The sequence below is a fragment of the Salipaludibacillus sp. HK11 genome, from assembly GCF_047795645.1.
Taxonomy (GTDB): domain Bacteria; phylum Bacillota; class Bacilli; order Bacillales; family Salisediminibacteriaceae; genus Salipaludibacillus.
Genome location: NZ_CP181045.1, coordinates 1,987,616 through 2,002,582 on the forward strand (window position 1 = coordinate 1,987,616; position 14,967 = coordinate 2,002,582).

Consider the following 14,967-nt stretch of genomic DNA (forward strand, 5'->3'; position numbering starts at 1 on the left):
ATTTAGTAGAAGAGGTGTTTTCTGTTTAAGAATTTTTCCTTTTTTAGAGGTAGTCACTGTTCACCCGAAAAGTCGTAGGTATCAAGGATGTTAAGAAACGATATAGCCTTCCGGTCCATCTGAAAAGCTCGCAACTTTTTTAAGTATTCTACCTCTAGACGGAGAAGATCGTTTTCTCTCTCCTATTTCCGTTCGCACGTTATTTCTTTTCACAAATTGCTTGTTTCTCTTATTCTTTGCTTTATCAGACATACAGGTGGCCTTCCTTTCAGACTATCCAGGGCTTCTCCGCACCATCCTCTAAAAAAATTTCTTCCATAAAGCTATCATAGGAGGGTTTGTTAGCCAAAATTGCAGGGCTGTGTCCGTTTCTGAAGAACCTGGATTTCAGTGCTTTTATAGTCTGGTCAGTTGTAGTTATGTATGCTTTGAAAATAATTTGAAAGTTTTGTCCAAGTCCTGCATATATTTAACAAAAAAACAAAGCCTGTTGAGATTTTAAGTTATTAACAAACAAAAAAAATCAGGTGGGGTAACCTAATTTTTTTCGTTCGGAACATTGTCAATTTTTTCGGATGATATATATTATTTCAAAAGGGCTTTAACAAGTCACATAAGCTAAGGGGGAGTTATGTGACCCCTTTCACAACTAAAATATATCAAACTCAAATACTTAAAGCAATAAATACGTGAATTATTTCACAAATTGGTCATGATTTCATGCTATTTAGAGGTAAGGAGGGGTTTTGTGGGACACGTCTGGTTTGGTATCTTATTTATTGGGCTAAGTTTTTTCTTTGCTTTGATGAGCTTTATGAATTTGTATCCACTCTGGCTAACAATGCCTATTCTATTTTTTTCGATTGTTTTAACGGTTCAAAGCTTCACAAATCGACACCGATTTAAAGGGTTCTAATTTAGAAGTACTGAATTGTAAGTAAGTGCTGTTTTTAAGTAAAAAACGTCTCTCCATCCTAAATTAAAGGGAAGAGAGACTTTTTACGTTGCGAATATCACTTACTCAAACAGCAATTTTTCTAATTCATCCAATTTACTTTCAAACACTAATAAAGCTTGTTTAATTGGTTCTGCTGATGTCATATCTACTCCAGCTTTCTTTAAAACTTCAATTGGTAAATCCGAGTTCCCTGCTTTTAAGAAATTAATAAATCGTTCAACAGCAGGCTCTCCTTCTTGAAGAATCTGCTGAGATAAAGCAGTAGCAGCACTGTAACCAGTTGCATATTGATATACGTAAAAATTCATGTAAAAGTGAGGGATACGAGCCCACTCAAGTGCAATCTCTTCATCAATTACAATATTTTCACCAAAATATTTTTGATTTAATTTATAATAGGTATCACTTAACGTATCAGGCGTGAGCGGCTCTCCATTTGCTGCCATTTCGTGGATAAGTTTCTCAAACTCCGCAAACATCGTTTGACGGAAGACGGTACCACGGAAACCTTCAAGAAAATTATTAAGTAAATATAAACGTCGTTGTTTATCCGTTTCTTTCTTTAATAAATTTTGGTTTAGCAATGCCTCGTTCGTTGTTGATGCCACTTCAGCCACAAATATAGAGTAGTCGGCATACGGGAAAGGTTGATGTTTTCTAGTATAATAACTATGAACTGAATGACCAAATTCATGTGCTAACGTAAATAAATTATTGACGTCGTTTTGCCAGTTCATTAACACATAGGGTTTTGTTCCATATGTCCCTGACGAATAAGCACCACTTCGTTTCCCCACATTTTCTTCAACATCGACCCAACGGTCAGTTAAACCTTCTTGTACAATTGCTCTGTACTCATCCCCCAACGATTCCAACCCATCAAGCATTAAACCTTTTGCCTCATCATACGAGACTTTCATATCGACATCTTTAACAATCGGAGTATACAAATCGTACATGTGAAGCTCATCTACTTGAAGCGCACGTTTACGGATGTCCACGTAACGATGAAGCAAATGCAAATGATCGTTGACTGTAGTAACAAGTTGGTCATAAACTACTTCTGGGATGTGATTATTACTTAAAGCAGCTTGCCTAGCCGAATCATAGTTTCGAACATTAGCTTGGAAGATATTTTTCTTCACATTTCCACTTAATGTACTTGCAAACGTGTTTTTATACTTTCTATACGTTGCATAAACAGCCTTAAATGCATCTTCTCTTACACGACGATCATCACTTTGCAGAAAGTTAAGCAACCTCCCATGTGTCACCTCTACTTCATGTCCATTTTCGTCTTCAATCGATGGAAATTTCATGTCCGCATTATTTAGCATCCCAAACGTTGTCGAAGGCGCGTCAATTACTTCCCCTGCTTGAGCTAGAATGGCTTCCTCTTTTTCATTTAATACATGGGGACGTTTCTGATTAAGCTTATCTATCGCATGTTTATAAAGTTTTAGCTTAGGTGTGTCATTTTGGAAAGAAGCCAATTTTTTTTCTGGAATCGCCAACAGTTCAGGAGTAACAAATGATGCTGCTTGACTTACCTGCGATAAGAGTTGACCTGCTCGATCGTTTAATCCTTGATAGAAAGAGTTCGTTGTATCCTGATCATAACGCATATGAGCGTATGCATAAATTTTCCCTAGTTTTTTCGCTACTTCATCCTCATACTGAAGAGCATCGTATAACTGTTGTCCCGAATTCGCTAAGGTTCCTTGAAACTCGCTAAGCTTTGGAAGCATCTGTTTGATTTCTTTAAAACCTTGTTCCCAATCCTGATCCGTTTTAAAAATGTCTTCAAGATTCCACGTTTTTTCTTGAGGAATTTCATCGCGCTTGGGTAATTTCGTTTCCGTTGCCATAAAAGGCACCTCCGTTAAAGTCGTATTTCTTTAAGTATACTATTATATATTTTATCTTTGCGATCTTCCTCTCTGGATAGTAAGGAAAACAGTTGAAACACTTTAGAATATTGATTTAATCAATTTAGACCAATAAATACAATTCTAGCAGAAATGATTCAAATCTGTTAATAATATTGCCTTTATTTACTAACTAAATACTTTTTTAGTTGTCCTAAAATATAATCATCATCACATATTAATGTCGACAGGGATTTCTTTAAAGTGACATGGTGAATCACTTCATACACACCAGGGAAAACGTGATCTAACACGCCAAAATAACATAAAAATGATAAATAATCTTCAACTAATTGTCTAATTATTTCGTTACGATGCTTCGTCGAAGGACGAATAGTAAAGTGGTAAAAGTTAAAGATATTGTCAAACCGATCTTTTACCATCGATAGATGAATCTGGCTATTTAATGGGGATTTATTTATAATTTGGAGAACAATCCAAGATTGCCATAAATGAGGAGGCGTGTCGATTAAATATTGCGTATTTACCGGCAAATTACAAATCGCTGGGAAATAATTAAGATTTAGGTGATGGGTTTGAAACTGAACAAGCATCTTTTTTTCTGATGGGGTTAATGACAAAAATACTTTCGTTCTTTTTGCAAATGTTTGTGCTTTCCAATAAGTAAGCAGGAACTGATTTCGTTTTTTCAAATCGGATGATTGGTTAATTGTGAATTTAGAGGGGTGAATAAATATATTTTCTGGAGAAGTATTCAATGGGAGATGTGTTGTCCATTGCAAAGTCTTTCGTGCTTGCAAATAGTAGAACCCTGAAGAAATCAACCACTGATGATGAGAAAGGTTAAAATAGATTGAGTGAGGAACTGGTTGGGGTCTTATTAAGAAAGAATCTAATTGAGTAAACGTCTTAAAAGAAAGAGGAGTAATCGGTACTAATGTTTGGAGACCAATCCATACTGGGTCATACCCTGCATCAACATATGCGTAATGGCGTTTGAAAAATTGGTTAGGATGAATATTTGAACGCTGCAATTCAATTACTATATGTTTTTGACCAATCATCACACATATATCTGGTCTTCTTCTCAATTCTGGTAAATAACACTCTAACTCTGGTTTTAAATTACTTGCTTGTAACCAATCGTAAATTACTCCCTTCGCTTTTAAATGCTCTGCTGATTCATTTGTTCTGGCGGACAGACAATCTGATTCGGGTCGATGAGCAAAATGCCAAGATTGATAGTGACCAAGTTTTAATACGACTTTTTCTAAACAGGTAGGACATTTAAAGTAATATTCATCTCTCATCTTCTCTAAAACCGGTCGACTCCACTTCTTATTACGTAATACAATCGTTTGACCGTCACAACGGTCGGCTCGATACATAGTAACCACCTCTTTCATTAATCATTATACAGAAAAACGGACGTACATCCAATAAAATAACAAATACCGTTTATCTCATAATTTAATCCTTTAGCGAAGTTAAACATTCTTAAAGTATAAAAAAAGAAAAACCGATCAATTGATCGGTTTCTCAAGCGTGAAATTTCTCTCTTAATACTTTCAAGGCATCTACTTCAATAATTGATTTACCATATTCAAGCATTTTGTGAATTGTTATATCTGATTCATAACCAAACTCTAACATACGGCTCAATAAATTATCTTGTTGCTCATCAGTGTATGACTCGTCTAATGTTACATAGATAAAGTACTTATTATCATAATAATGCAAACTATTGTTTATGTCTTCTTGGAAGCTGTGAGAAAGTGAAATTAATTCTTCGAAATCACTGAATCCTATGACAACACTTAAGGAATGGTCTTTCACAACCTGATTATTATCCTTATCTTGAATAAACTGTTGATCCAACATATCAACAATAGATTTATCAACAGGTGATTCTTCTTTTTCATCGCCTACTGGAATTTCTAATTTAACGCTGCCGTCATTCATTTGTCCACGTGTAACAATTACTTCTAGTCCTTTATCCATTGCATGAACTTGAACCCATAATGGACCGTTCATTTCAAACGTTTCTTCATCATTCACTTCGTTCATCATTTCAAAAAATAACTCTTCACCACGTTCGCGATTATACCAAATTTCCTCTTTTTCAAATCCACGTCGCTCAATATCATGATAAGTGATGTAAAATTTAATCGTTGTATCATTTACTCTTTCAATTTCCATGTGCTCTCACCCTTTCGAGAGATAAAATCTGTTGATTTTTCATTCAGACACATATACCTTAATAAACGTATTCCCAATTTTTTTAAAAACCAATCAATTTAACTTAATCTTATTCTAAGGGAAATAGCGCTCAAATGAAATATATATGCTCAAATTTCTTTCAGAAAATAATTCCGGTTGATTTTGTTCTTAAAAAGAAAGCAAGTGTATATATTGTAAAAGACTGTTTGTCCATAAATGAAGTGCTTAAGTATATCATTTATCAGAGAGCTCTAAAAGGAGGGATTCTATTGAGCTCAGAATTAGTATGGACGTTCCTTACAATTATTGGGATAGATATTATTTTAGGCGGAGACAATGCTATAGTCGTCGCATTAGCATGCCGAAATTTACCTGATCACTTACGGAATAAGGCGATGGTTCTTGGCATCATCTTTGCTGTAGTAGCTAGAGCAAGTTTAACACTTATTGCTGTACAACTGCTTGGTATACCATTCTTAATGCCTATCGGTGGAATATTTCTTATCTGGATTTCATTCCGATTATTAAAGTCAAGTGACGACCACTCTTCCATTCATACTCATACAAAAGTAAGTGATGTCATCAAGACAATCGTTATAGCCGATGTTGTCATGGGTTTTGATAATGTAATAGCAGTTGCTGGTGCAGCAGACGGAAACCACCTGCTAGTCGTATTAGGATTAATCATATCTGTACCAATTATTATTTGGGGAAGTAAGATAATACTCTATTTGATGCAAAAAATCCCGGCGATTATTTATTTAGGTGCAGCTGTATTGCTTTACACTGCTGGTAAAATGATCTTACATGAACAAGTGATTAGTACATTTATCCATGATAGGATTATTTCTATTAACTTTTTCATCCCAGTACTAATCGGTAGTTGCTTACTATTTTTTTGGTTAAATAGTAAAATAAGAGGGTTTCATTGGCTTTTCATCCAAACAACAACGAAGAAATAAATAACCTTCCGTCATCACAGAACGGAAGGTTTAGTTTTATTCATTCACAAGTCGTTTTGTAGCTTCTTGAAGTTGAAATGTACGAACCTTCCTTGGAAGAAAACGTCTGATTTCAGCTTCGTTATAACCTACTTGAATACGCTTTTCATCAAGTATAATTGGTCTTCTCAATAAACCAGGATGATCACTGATTAATTGAAACAGTTGTTGAAGTGGCATTGCATCTACTTCTACGTCCAATTCTTGAAAAACTTTAGAGCGAGTTGAAATAATTTCATCTGTACCATCTTCTGTCATTCGAATTACTTGTTTAACTTCTTCAACTGACAATGGATCTGAGAAAAGGTTTCTTTCAACAAATTCAATATTATGCTCCTCTAACCAGGCTTTTGCTTTTCGACACGATGTACAACTTGGAGATGTAAATAAAGTTACCATTCAAAGTTCTCCCTTCGAAAATAAATCACGTGTATATTTAATTTATATTTCATTTCATTAAAGACTAATTCTTATTTTGTTTACAATCATTATTATACTATAAATAATTTAAATTGAATAGCCCCTATTACTAATAAGTTATGCATTTATTAAACAACTCGTACAACCTAAAATATCTACATAGATGGTTATTCCCGTTTTCGAATAAACTAAACCTAAATAAAATACAATTTAATTACGGACTAATCGACGTTATTTAAAGTAAGTTTAAAATAACATTTGTAAATTCGTTTTCCAATAAACTTAGTGAAATAAGATTACATCATTAAATTGAAAACGTAATTAATTTGATTCGTGGTCAATATGTTAAGTTTATCACATTTTCAATTAAAAATATATATTATCAATTAGCTTTTTTAATTTTGTTCAGATCATACGAACGTAGAGGTATAACGTAAAAGTACCAGTTCTTGAACACTCAAGAACTGGTGACTACATTTCGTCAAGCAATCCATTTAAACTGTGATAATGGTCGTTTCTTAGGGATCTTATTCACTTCATCCCATTTCTTTTTCAGCAAATCTCTCCAAAGAACCTTTTTCTTGTTTTTCTTTTTAATACTGTTACTCATGCAAAACACACTCCTTTCCTAATAGTGCTTTGATAAGACACAGAAAATATATCAGTTCCACACCTCATTAATTAGATAACCTAAGGCGTAGGAGCTTTCTTCACTTCTTCATCATAGCTCAACACTTTATCAACCGCTTCATATGATTCACCATAAATTTCTTTGTCTTTATACGTGTGAATCACCTCGTAAGTCTGACACATTTTCTGATAAATGCTCTCTTCTGACTCATCCGTCGGCGACCAATACAAAATCTCCAACGTATTGACTTGACCGGTGTTTAAAGAACGCCTATGGTATCCAATCGATTCAGCATGCTTAAAACCTTCTCTCTCGTAGAAACGAAACCTTTTCTCCGTATCTGTATCGTTGTAATCTACTGGCTCTACTTCGAGAATAATTGGTTTACCTTTCGCTTTTAATTTATCTAATAATTTTTTTCCTAATCCTTGTCCTCTTGCATCTCTTGAAACAAACAAATAATCAATAAATGTAAAGTCCTCCATTTCTACATACATAAGCACATGCAATGGACTTTCATCTTTTTTGTAAATTTCCTTCTTCTCTTTTAGGAGAAGGTCTATATGCTTTTTAGATTTCATCTCTTCGATTGGGAAATATTGACTTAGTTTTTCATACCAATTCATTTGCTTGACCTCCATTATTATTCCTAAAGTTCATTACATTTTATACTGTATATTGGAAAAATAATTCCCTCTCTATTTTCGTTACCCTAAGCTTATTATATGCTTTTTTTGCTATTTCATAAACCTTTTTGTCATTCCTTTTAAGAAGTTCTATCCTCACTATGTAGTATGGATGGAATTATGCATGAAGAAGGTTACAATCTCTCGCTTTTACTTCCAAATGTAACAAACACCGCATCATAAATCTGATGCGGTGTTTGTAGTAATGGTAATTTTATATTTCTTTAATTTATTCGTAACTATATCTTTATTCAGTCCAATTCTAAATCAAGCATATAATCGACACCTTCAGAATATCTATTACCGGCATTCCATAACAGAAATTCATGAATATCATTGTCATACAATGCTTGAATTTGTGCTTCTACTTCTTCTTTTCCATAATTTAAATAATTACCGGCGCCTAAGTATGAAGCAGTAAAATCTTGAATCCATGGCCTTGAAGTAGGAGGATCGTCTAACGCACCAAGTACTTCATTTTCCACTTTTGAGTATTCATCTGTAAGCTCATATGGATATAGATCTGGTTTGTCTATCCCAAAATAAGGTGTCCAATGACTTGGATATATCATCGATGAAATAACATCAACATTTTCAGAAATCTTTGAGAAGTTTTGCCCAATGCCTGGTGCTTCAGAAATTGTCGCAGCATATCCGAAAATATCGACAGAAACATCTACATCATAGGGTTCTAGTTTTTCGCGAGCATATGCTACGAAATCTGTAACTGCCGTAACCCGTCTACCAACATTATCTTCAGGGCTATCTGTATAATCACCACCGTCATAAGTTAAAACGTCATCTCTAGTTTCAAAACCTTCAGGAAAGCGAACATAGTCGAACTGAATATCTTGAAAGCCCATTTCAGCTGCCTTGATCGCAATATCAATATTATAATCCCATACTTCTTTTAAAAATGGGTTAACAAAAGCTTCACCTCTGCGATTTTTCCAAACTTGTCCATTTTCTGTAAAAGATAAATCTGGTCGCTCTTCAGCTAATAAAGAATCCTTAAAAACAACAATACGTGCAATTGGATAGATTTCATTGTCCTCCAGAGTGGACATCATCTCTTCTGTATCTTTAATCATGTTATGTGAGATGTCGTAGAAAGGATCGTCTTCGTCGGGTTTATATGTTAAGTTACCATGATCATCTTTGATATCAATAACCATTGCATTTAAAGCTGTTGTATCCATCAGTTCTAATAAGTTATTAAACCTTTCTCCACCAGCAGAATGACCTGTCACAAAGACTCCTCTCACAGCATCAGGATAATTGAAAGTGTATCCAGAATCAAAGGTATAACGGGCAACTCTCTCTGGCCAATCTCTTGCTTCTAACGCAGTTTGTTTCTCCCCATGCATCGTCACAATCATTTCTTCGTCTTCATCGGCATGAACCAAAGACGGTGTTAGCAAAACCACTGTCGCAATAATCATAAATCTTCCTAAAAAAGAATGTTGTTTCTTCATTTACCTTCCCTACCTTTATAAATTATGTAGATCTTGATTGTTTTGCATACTAACGACGCACCTTTGACAAATTAAGTATTTTAAGTCCGTCTCTTCACTTTCGTTAAATTCTTTATATCTAAAATCACTTGATAATTAATATCTTTCCTTGCTAAATTATACATCGAATTTACAACTTTACCAATGGATAATTTTGAGGATTCTGCAATTAATCTAACTTTAGAAGCTTCTAACAATAACTATAATAAAAAAAGAGCAGTTATACCTATTCGATTTATAATTTAATGTGATAATTGATCTAGGTAATAACTTCAAAAATTAATAATATTTTTTCTCTTGATATCATCAATTCAATAAGGTATAATATTCATCAATATATTTTTTTAGAGAAGCGTATAATTTATTTAGATTTTGAATGAATATTTAATTCATCCAATGAAATATAATTCAAAAATAATTTAGAAAAGGAGGCGGTTCAAGATGAAGCGTGTAACGTTAACAGAAATATATCAACACCCAATAGCTCAAAAGTATGTAAAACGAGCAGGTTTAGCACATGCTATCTCCACTGCCTATCACGCTTTTCAAATTGCTATTGATTATAATGTTAATCCTGACCTTGCTGTGAAAGCAGCTTTCTTACACGACATCGGTCATTATACTTGGTATCGTAATGGACAATGGGATTATAATCTATATAAGGAAAATGATATTCATGCAATAAAAGGGGCTGAAAGAGCCCATAAGCTTCTCATACGGTTAGATGAAAATCCTATTTCAGCAAAAGAAATTTCCCTAGCTATTTTATTTCATACTGACTCATTTTTACCTGATAGGGGCATTCAACTCGAACCTCTTCAACAAGTAGTTTCATTAGCAGATGAAAAAGATGAAGAACCTGACGGCGCACACCATTATCGTACCATATCAGATGAAAAGGCAGCCTATATGATCAAGATTCTGGATGAAAAGGTAATCGCGCAATTAAAAAAGGAAGCTAAAGAAAACCAGCCGGCCTCCTAATTAGACGTGCTGGTTTTCTTATTGCTATTTTGTTAGACACATGCTATAATTTAATTAAATTAAGCAATGAAACAGTTGAATAATAAAAAGGGGAGTAGCGACCAAATAGGTTTATGAGTCGTCAATACAGTGCTAACAAAGGCTCGGTTCATGAAGCTTTGGAGACCCAAAGTACGCAAGACCTTTTTATGAAAAAACCTCCGTTTTCTTTGGGGGGCCTTTTCATAAAAAGGTCTGTTTTTTTGTGCAAAAAAGGGGAATATTGAATGCCATATTTTATTTTTATCTTAGCAGCAATCATCACAGTTATTGTTGCAGTTAAACTCTCCACTTATGCTGACATCATTGGAGAAAGAACTTCTCTAGGCGGGATGATGGTTGGTACCCTTCTTCTTGCTGGTGCCACGTCACTGCCTGAGGTAACGACTAGCATAACGGCCATCGTTGTTAATAACCCAGATATCGCTGTTAGTAATGTTTTAGGGAGTAATTTATTCAATTTATTTATTCTTGCTGTATTAGACATTTATTACCGTAGAAAAAGACTTTTCTCTCAAGTTGGCACAAGTCATCTATCTACAGGTTTTATGAGCTTTGCATTAACGGGATTTATCTTTATTGCTATAAGTTTTCCCACCGGATATCATTTTATGCATATTGGTATTGAAATGTACGTACTTGTCGCCTTTTATTTAGTCGGTATGAAAATGTTATTTTCAGCACCTACCGGAGATATCCATCAAGAGGCTGCTTCTGCTGTTGAACCAACTTTTGATACTAGCGCGATCTCTTTGAAAAAAGCAAAATACGGCTTTGCTTTATCTGCTTTTATTATTTTTATATCTGGTTCTTTTTTAACAATTTCAGGTGATGCCATTGCCACATCATCTGGATTAAGTTCTAGCTTTGTAGGCACTTTTCTCATAGCAGGTGCAACATCGTTACCTGAAGCAGTCACTGTTATTGTTGCAATTCAATTGGCAAATTACCATTTAGCAATTGGCAATATCCTTGGAAGTAATTTATTTAACATCCTAATTCTAGCTTTGGCAGATGTATTCTATAGGAGTGGCCCTATCCTATCAGCAGTCCACCCTATTACCATAATATCTGTTGTAGCCGTAATCTTGCTTAATATCTTGGTCATTGGTGGGATGATTTTAGCTCAATCGAATCGATTTAATGGCAAAATGTATCCCATTCCATCGACTATTGTCGTGAGTACTTATCTTCTTTTAAGCTACATGATCTTTGTATTAAGTTAGCATTTATCCATATCCATACCTTAGACAAAAAACATTTCCTTATGTTTTTTGTCTATTTCAATTTTTCTATAGATACCTAAATAAAGGATTACATCCCCCTTTGACTAATCTCAATAAGCTTATCCGCAGGAATTAATCCATCTGTTCGTTTCTCAATTTCCCCTTGTTCATTTATTAAAAAACTAGTCGGTATCCCTATCACTTGGAAATATCGCTGTGCTTCACCTTTTGTATCTAAAGTTATCTTGATATCTCCAGGCTTAATATTATCAATATAACTTTCGACCACCGAGTCCTTTCGCTCTTCTTTCGTTAGGTTTATTGCGACAATATTTATATCCATGTTTGCTAACTCTCCTGATGCTAGCTTTATCTCAATCCACTGTTCTGCACATACGTGACACCAAGTAGTAAAGAAGAAGACAAACACTTTTTCGCCATTAAATTCGCTCAGATGTATCTCATCACCTTCTAAAGTCAAAAGCGAAACATCCTTGGAGTACTCAGAAGACATATTGCCTTGTTCAGACATTGTCTTTTCAACAATCACCCAATCATTTGATGAATACAGATAAAATATTCCGCCAATACACAAGATCAAAAACAATGTAGCCCATTTCACTCGCTCCACCATTAAATAAATCCCTCCTCTAATCACAATCTATGTGAAAGAAAAGGGACAAAGTACAACCTTTATTAACTTTTTAATTTAGATGTAAACTTATCAACCAATAAAGCAATCGCACCGTCACCAGTCACATTTGCAGCTGTCCCAAAACTATCTTGCGCCATGTACAAGGCAATCATAAGACCTACTGCAACTTCACTAAACCCAAGCATTGACGTTAAAATACCAATCGCCGCCATAATTGCTCCACCAGGAACACCAGGTGCTGCAATCATAATAACTCCAAGCATCGCAATGACTGGAAACATCGTGAAGAAGTTCGGTACAGAATAACCATCTAACACTGTCATGACTGCTACTGTGCAGCTTACGATCGTGATCACACTTCCAGATAAGTGAATCGTAGCACTTAACGGGACACTAAAATTCGCCACTTCTTCTTTTACACCATTTTGTTTTGTTTGTTTCAACGTAACAGGAATGGTTGCAGCACTACTCATAGTTCCAAGTGCGGTGAAATAAGCGGGTAACATTGTCTTTATCAAAGAAATTGGATTTCTTCCAACAAGACTCCCAGCAACAACATACTGGATAGTTAACCAAATCCAATGAGTCACAATAGCAACAACTAAAACAATCCCAAATACTTGTAAAGTATCAAAAACTGTTCCTTCCGATGCCAGTTCTGCAAAAATCCCTGCAATGTAAAAAGGTAACAAAGGAATAATAATTTTTTTAATGACTAATTCTACAATATTTTTCCCTTCATCAAATACACGAATCAAATACTCGCTCTGAAGTTTCGCCATCCCAATTCCAAATAGAAATGCAAAAACAAGAGCTGTAATAACACCCATTACCGGTTCAATCTCAAAAGAAAAATATCCAGCTAATCCAGATGATTCTTCAGGGATAACTCCCCCGGAAGCAACAAATGGCATGAGAATTGTCGCTACGAAAAAAGCTAATATCCCTGCTAATAACGTTGAAAGATAAGCCGAACCAACTGTCATTCCTACTAATTTACCGGAATCATTGCCTAATTTCGAAACGCCTGATGCAATAAAAAATAGAATAATAAGGGGAATCATAAATCCAATAAATTCACCAAACACATCTTTAAACGTAAGAAGAGATTTAATCATCCATTCAAATCCAAATAACCCTAAAATTACACCAATTACAATACCTGAAATTAATTTCAAAATAAGTTTCATATTCTTTCTCTCCTCCAAAGACTGTCCTTTATATAAGGACATTTGTATATACAGACAAGTCCACTTTATATTGCATTGTTTCACGAAAGATAGCAAGATGAAATCAAAAAGTCGCAATTTTAAATTATCTTGTTCATTGCTTTTTAATCTAACTCATCGTATAATGACGTAAAGATTAAGATTACAGGCGATGATAAAGAAGAGTACTTTTCCGGAAGCATGTTCAGAGAGTCTGCGGTTGCTGTAAGCAGAAGATGTGGTGAAAAGGAATGGCCTTTTGAGCTAATATGCTGAAATCATAGTAGGCAAATTCGTGTACTCGAACGTTACATCGAGTCCCCTTGCAGAAGTAATCATGCGAGGAAATAAAGTGATTTCCATTTGTTATTTGGAACTAATCAGGGTGGCACCGCGGTCCATTCGTCCCTATGTATATAGGAGACGAATGGGCTTTTTTGTACTTTTTTAAAATTAAAAATTTGGCGACCGCGCCGAAAGGATGAAAAAAATGAAAACTATATTTTCCGGTATTCAGCCAAGTGGCACGTTAACCCTTGGAAACTATCTAGGTGCTATGAAAAATTTTGTCGAAGTGCAGGAGGATCATGAGTGTTATTTTTGCGTCGTTGATCAGCATGCGATTACCGTTTCGCAGAATCGTCTTGAGTTAAGAAATAATATCAAAAGTCTTTCTGCATTATACATTGCCTCAGGAATCGACCCAAATAAATCTACTCTTTTTATTCAATCCGAAGTTCCAGCTCATGCCCAGCTAGGCTGGATGATGCAATGCGTCAGCTACATCGGTGAATTAGAGCGAATGACGCAGTTTAAGGACAAATCAGATGGAAAAGAATCAGTTTCATCTGCTTTGCTTACTTATCCTCCATTAATGGCCGCAGATATATTACTTTATAAAACTGATATAGTTCCTGTTGGGGAAGATCAAAAACAGCATTTGGAACTAACTCGAGATTTAGCCGAACGTTTTAATAGAAAATACAATGATGTTTTCACAATTCCAGAAGTAAAAATAGCAAAAGTTGGTGCACGAATCATGTCACTAAGTGAACCTACCAAAAAAATGAGTAAATCAAATCCAAATCCTAAGAGTTATGTCTCGATGTTGGATGATGAAAAACAAATCACAAAGAAGATAAAAAGTGCCGTCACTGACTCTGATAATGAAGTTCGTTTCGACGTGGAAAACAAACCAGGCGTTTCAAACTTATTAACAATATATTCCTTGTGTTCAGGATTGAAAATAACTGAATTAGAGGAAAAGTATAAGGGGAGCGGTTATGGTCCATTTAAAACAGATGTAGCGGAAGCTGTCGTAAACGTATTGAAACCAATCCAAGACAGATATTATCAATTAATTGATTCTGAAGAACTAAATGATATTCTTGACAAAGGTGCCGAAAAAGCAAATATGGCATCTTATAAAACATTAAAAAAAGCAGAAAAAGCGATGGGATTAGGTAGAAAACGCTCATAATAAATAGGACTACTTGGAGGTGTTCCTTCAAGTAGTCCTATTTTTTCTTTTTCAAA

At 34.9% G+C, this 14,967-nt stretch carries 15 protein-coding genes and 1 other annotated feature; of the genes, 5 read left to right on the forward strand and 10 right to left on the reverse strand.

Features of this window, described 5'->3' with window-relative positions:
• Nucleotides 1–90: 90 nt before the first annotated feature.
• Nucleotides 91–252, reverse strand: coding sequence for a hypothetical protein (locus tag ACM26V_RS09840; protein WP_416151243.1), 162 nt, complete (start codon nucleotides 250–252; stop codon nucleotides 91–93).
• Nucleotides 253–748: 496 nt separating this feature from the next.
• Between ACM26V_RS09840 and ACM26V_RS09845 the strand changes: the two genes are divergently transcribed.
• Nucleotides 749–916 (forward strand): hypothetical protein, encoded by a 168-nt coding sequence (locus ACM26V_RS09845; RefSeq protein WP_416151244.1) that lies wholly within the window; start codon nucleotides 749–751, stop codon nucleotides 914–916.
• A gap of 101 nt (nucleotides 917–1,017) precedes the next feature.
• Here ACM26V_RS09845 and pepF read toward each other — a convergent pair whose 3' ends face one another.
• From pepF to mecA, 3 genes are all read right to left on the reverse strand, one after another.
• The gene (gene pepF, locus ACM26V_RS09850; RefSeq protein ID WP_416151245.1) at nucleotides 1,018–2,826 is read right to left on the reverse strand and encodes an oligoendopeptidase F; all 1,809 of its coding nucleotides are present in this window, start codon (nucleotides 2,824–2,826) and stop codon (nucleotides 1,018–1,020) included.
• A 182-nt stretch (nucleotides 2,827–3,008) separates the two neighbouring features.
• On the reverse strand, nucleotides 3,009–4,253 hold the full coding sequence (locus ACM26V_RS09855) for a competence protein CoiA (protein ID WP_416151246.1): 1,245 nt from the start codon (nucleotides 4,251–4,253) through the stop codon (nucleotides 3,009–3,011).
• 133 nt (nucleotides 4,254–4,386) lie between these two features.
• Nucleotides 4,387–5,046 (reverse strand): adaptor protein MecA, encoded by a 660-nt coding sequence (gene mecA / locus ACM26V_RS09860; RefSeq protein ID WP_416151247.1) that lies wholly within the window; start codon nucleotides 5,044–5,046, stop codon nucleotides 4,387–4,389.
• 290 nt (nucleotides 5,047–5,336) lie between these two features.
• Between mecA and ACM26V_RS09865 the strand changes: the two genes are divergently transcribed.
• Nucleotides 5,337–6,029 (forward strand): TerC family protein, encoded by a 693-nt coding sequence (locus tag ACM26V_RS09865; protein WP_416151248.1) that lies wholly within the window; start codon nucleotides 5,337–5,339, stop codon nucleotides 6,027–6,029.
• A gap of 36 nt (nucleotides 6,030–6,065) precedes the next feature.
• Here the strand turns inward: ACM26V_RS09865 and spxA are convergent, their stop codons facing one another.
• The 4 genes from spxA to ACM26V_RS09885 all read right to left on the reverse strand — a co-directional run bounded on the left by spxA (nucleotide 6,066) and on the right by ACM26V_RS09885 (nucleotide 9,280).
• Nucleotides 6,066–6,467, reverse strand: a complete 402-nt coding sequence (spxA, locus tag ACM26V_RS09870; RefSeq protein WP_416151249.1) for a transcriptional regulator SpxA — start codon at nucleotides 6,465–6,467, stop codon at nucleotides 6,066–6,068.
• 502 nt (nucleotides 6,468–6,969) lie between these two features.
• Complete coding sequence (locus tag ACM26V_RS09875) at nucleotides 6,970–7,098, reverse strand: hypothetical protein (RefSeq protein WP_416151250.1); 129 nt, start codon at nucleotides 7,096–7,098, stop codon at nucleotides 6,970–6,972.
• Nucleotides 7,099–7,178: 80 nt separating this feature from the next.
• Entirely contained in the window at nucleotides 7,179–7,745 is a 567-nt protein-coding gene (locus tag ACM26V_RS09880) for a GNAT family N-acetyltransferase (RefSeq protein WP_416151251.1), read from the reverse strand.
• 311 nt (nucleotides 7,746–8,056) lie between these two features.
• Nucleotides 8,057–9,280 (reverse strand): putative glycoside hydrolase, encoded by a 1,224-nt coding sequence (locus tag ACM26V_RS09885; RefSeq protein ID WP_416151252.1) that lies wholly within the window; start codon nucleotides 9,278–9,280, stop codon nucleotides 8,057–8,059.
• Between the two features lie 480 nt (nucleotides 9,281–9,760).
• Between ACM26V_RS09885 and ACM26V_RS09890 the strand changes: the two genes are divergently transcribed.
• A complete protein-coding gene (locus tag ACM26V_RS09890) occupies nucleotides 9,761–10,303 on the forward strand; it encodes an HD domain-containing protein (RefSeq protein WP_416151253.1) in 543 nt (180 codons plus the stop codon).
• Nucleotides 10,304–10,569: 266 nt separating this feature from the next.
• Nucleotides 10,570–11,568 carry a sodium:calcium antiporter gene (locus ACM26V_RS09895; protein WP_416151254.1) on the forward strand — a complete coding sequence of 333 codons (999 nt, stop codon included), beginning with the start codon at nucleotides 10,570–10,572 and terminating at the stop codon, nucleotides 11,566–11,568.
• A gap of 88 nt (nucleotides 11,569–11,656) precedes the next feature.
• On the opposite strand, the gene ACM26V_RS09900 is transcribed toward ACM26V_RS09895, so the two are convergent.
• Both ACM26V_RS09900 and ACM26V_RS09905 read right to left on the reverse strand, forming a co-directional pair.
• Nucleotides 11,657–12,202 (reverse strand): peroxiredoxin family protein, encoded by a 546-nt coding sequence (locus ACM26V_RS09900; protein WP_416151255.1) that lies wholly within the window; start codon nucleotides 12,200–12,202, stop codon nucleotides 11,657–11,659.
• A gap of 62 nt (nucleotides 12,203–12,264) precedes the next feature.
• Nucleotides 12,265–13,413 carry a dicarboxylate/amino acid:cation symporter gene (locus ACM26V_RS09905; protein ID WP_416151256.1) on the reverse strand — a complete coding sequence of 383 codons (1,149 nt, stop codon included), beginning with the start codon at nucleotides 13,411–13,413 and terminating at the stop codon, nucleotides 12,265–12,267.
• A gap of 181 nt (nucleotides 13,414–13,594) precedes the next feature.
• Nucleotides 13,595–13,844, forward strand: a binding site (T-box leader).
• Between the two features lie 77 nt (nucleotides 13,845–13,921).
• Here ACM26V_RS09905 and trpS point away from each other — a divergent pair.
• The gene (trpS, locus tag ACM26V_RS09910; protein ID WP_416151257.1) at nucleotides 13,922–14,911 is read left to right on the forward strand and encodes a tryptophan--tRNA ligase; all 990 of its coding nucleotides are present in this window, start codon (nucleotides 13,922–13,924) and stop codon (nucleotides 14,909–14,911) included.
• Nucleotides 14,912–14,967: the final 56 nt, after the last annotated feature.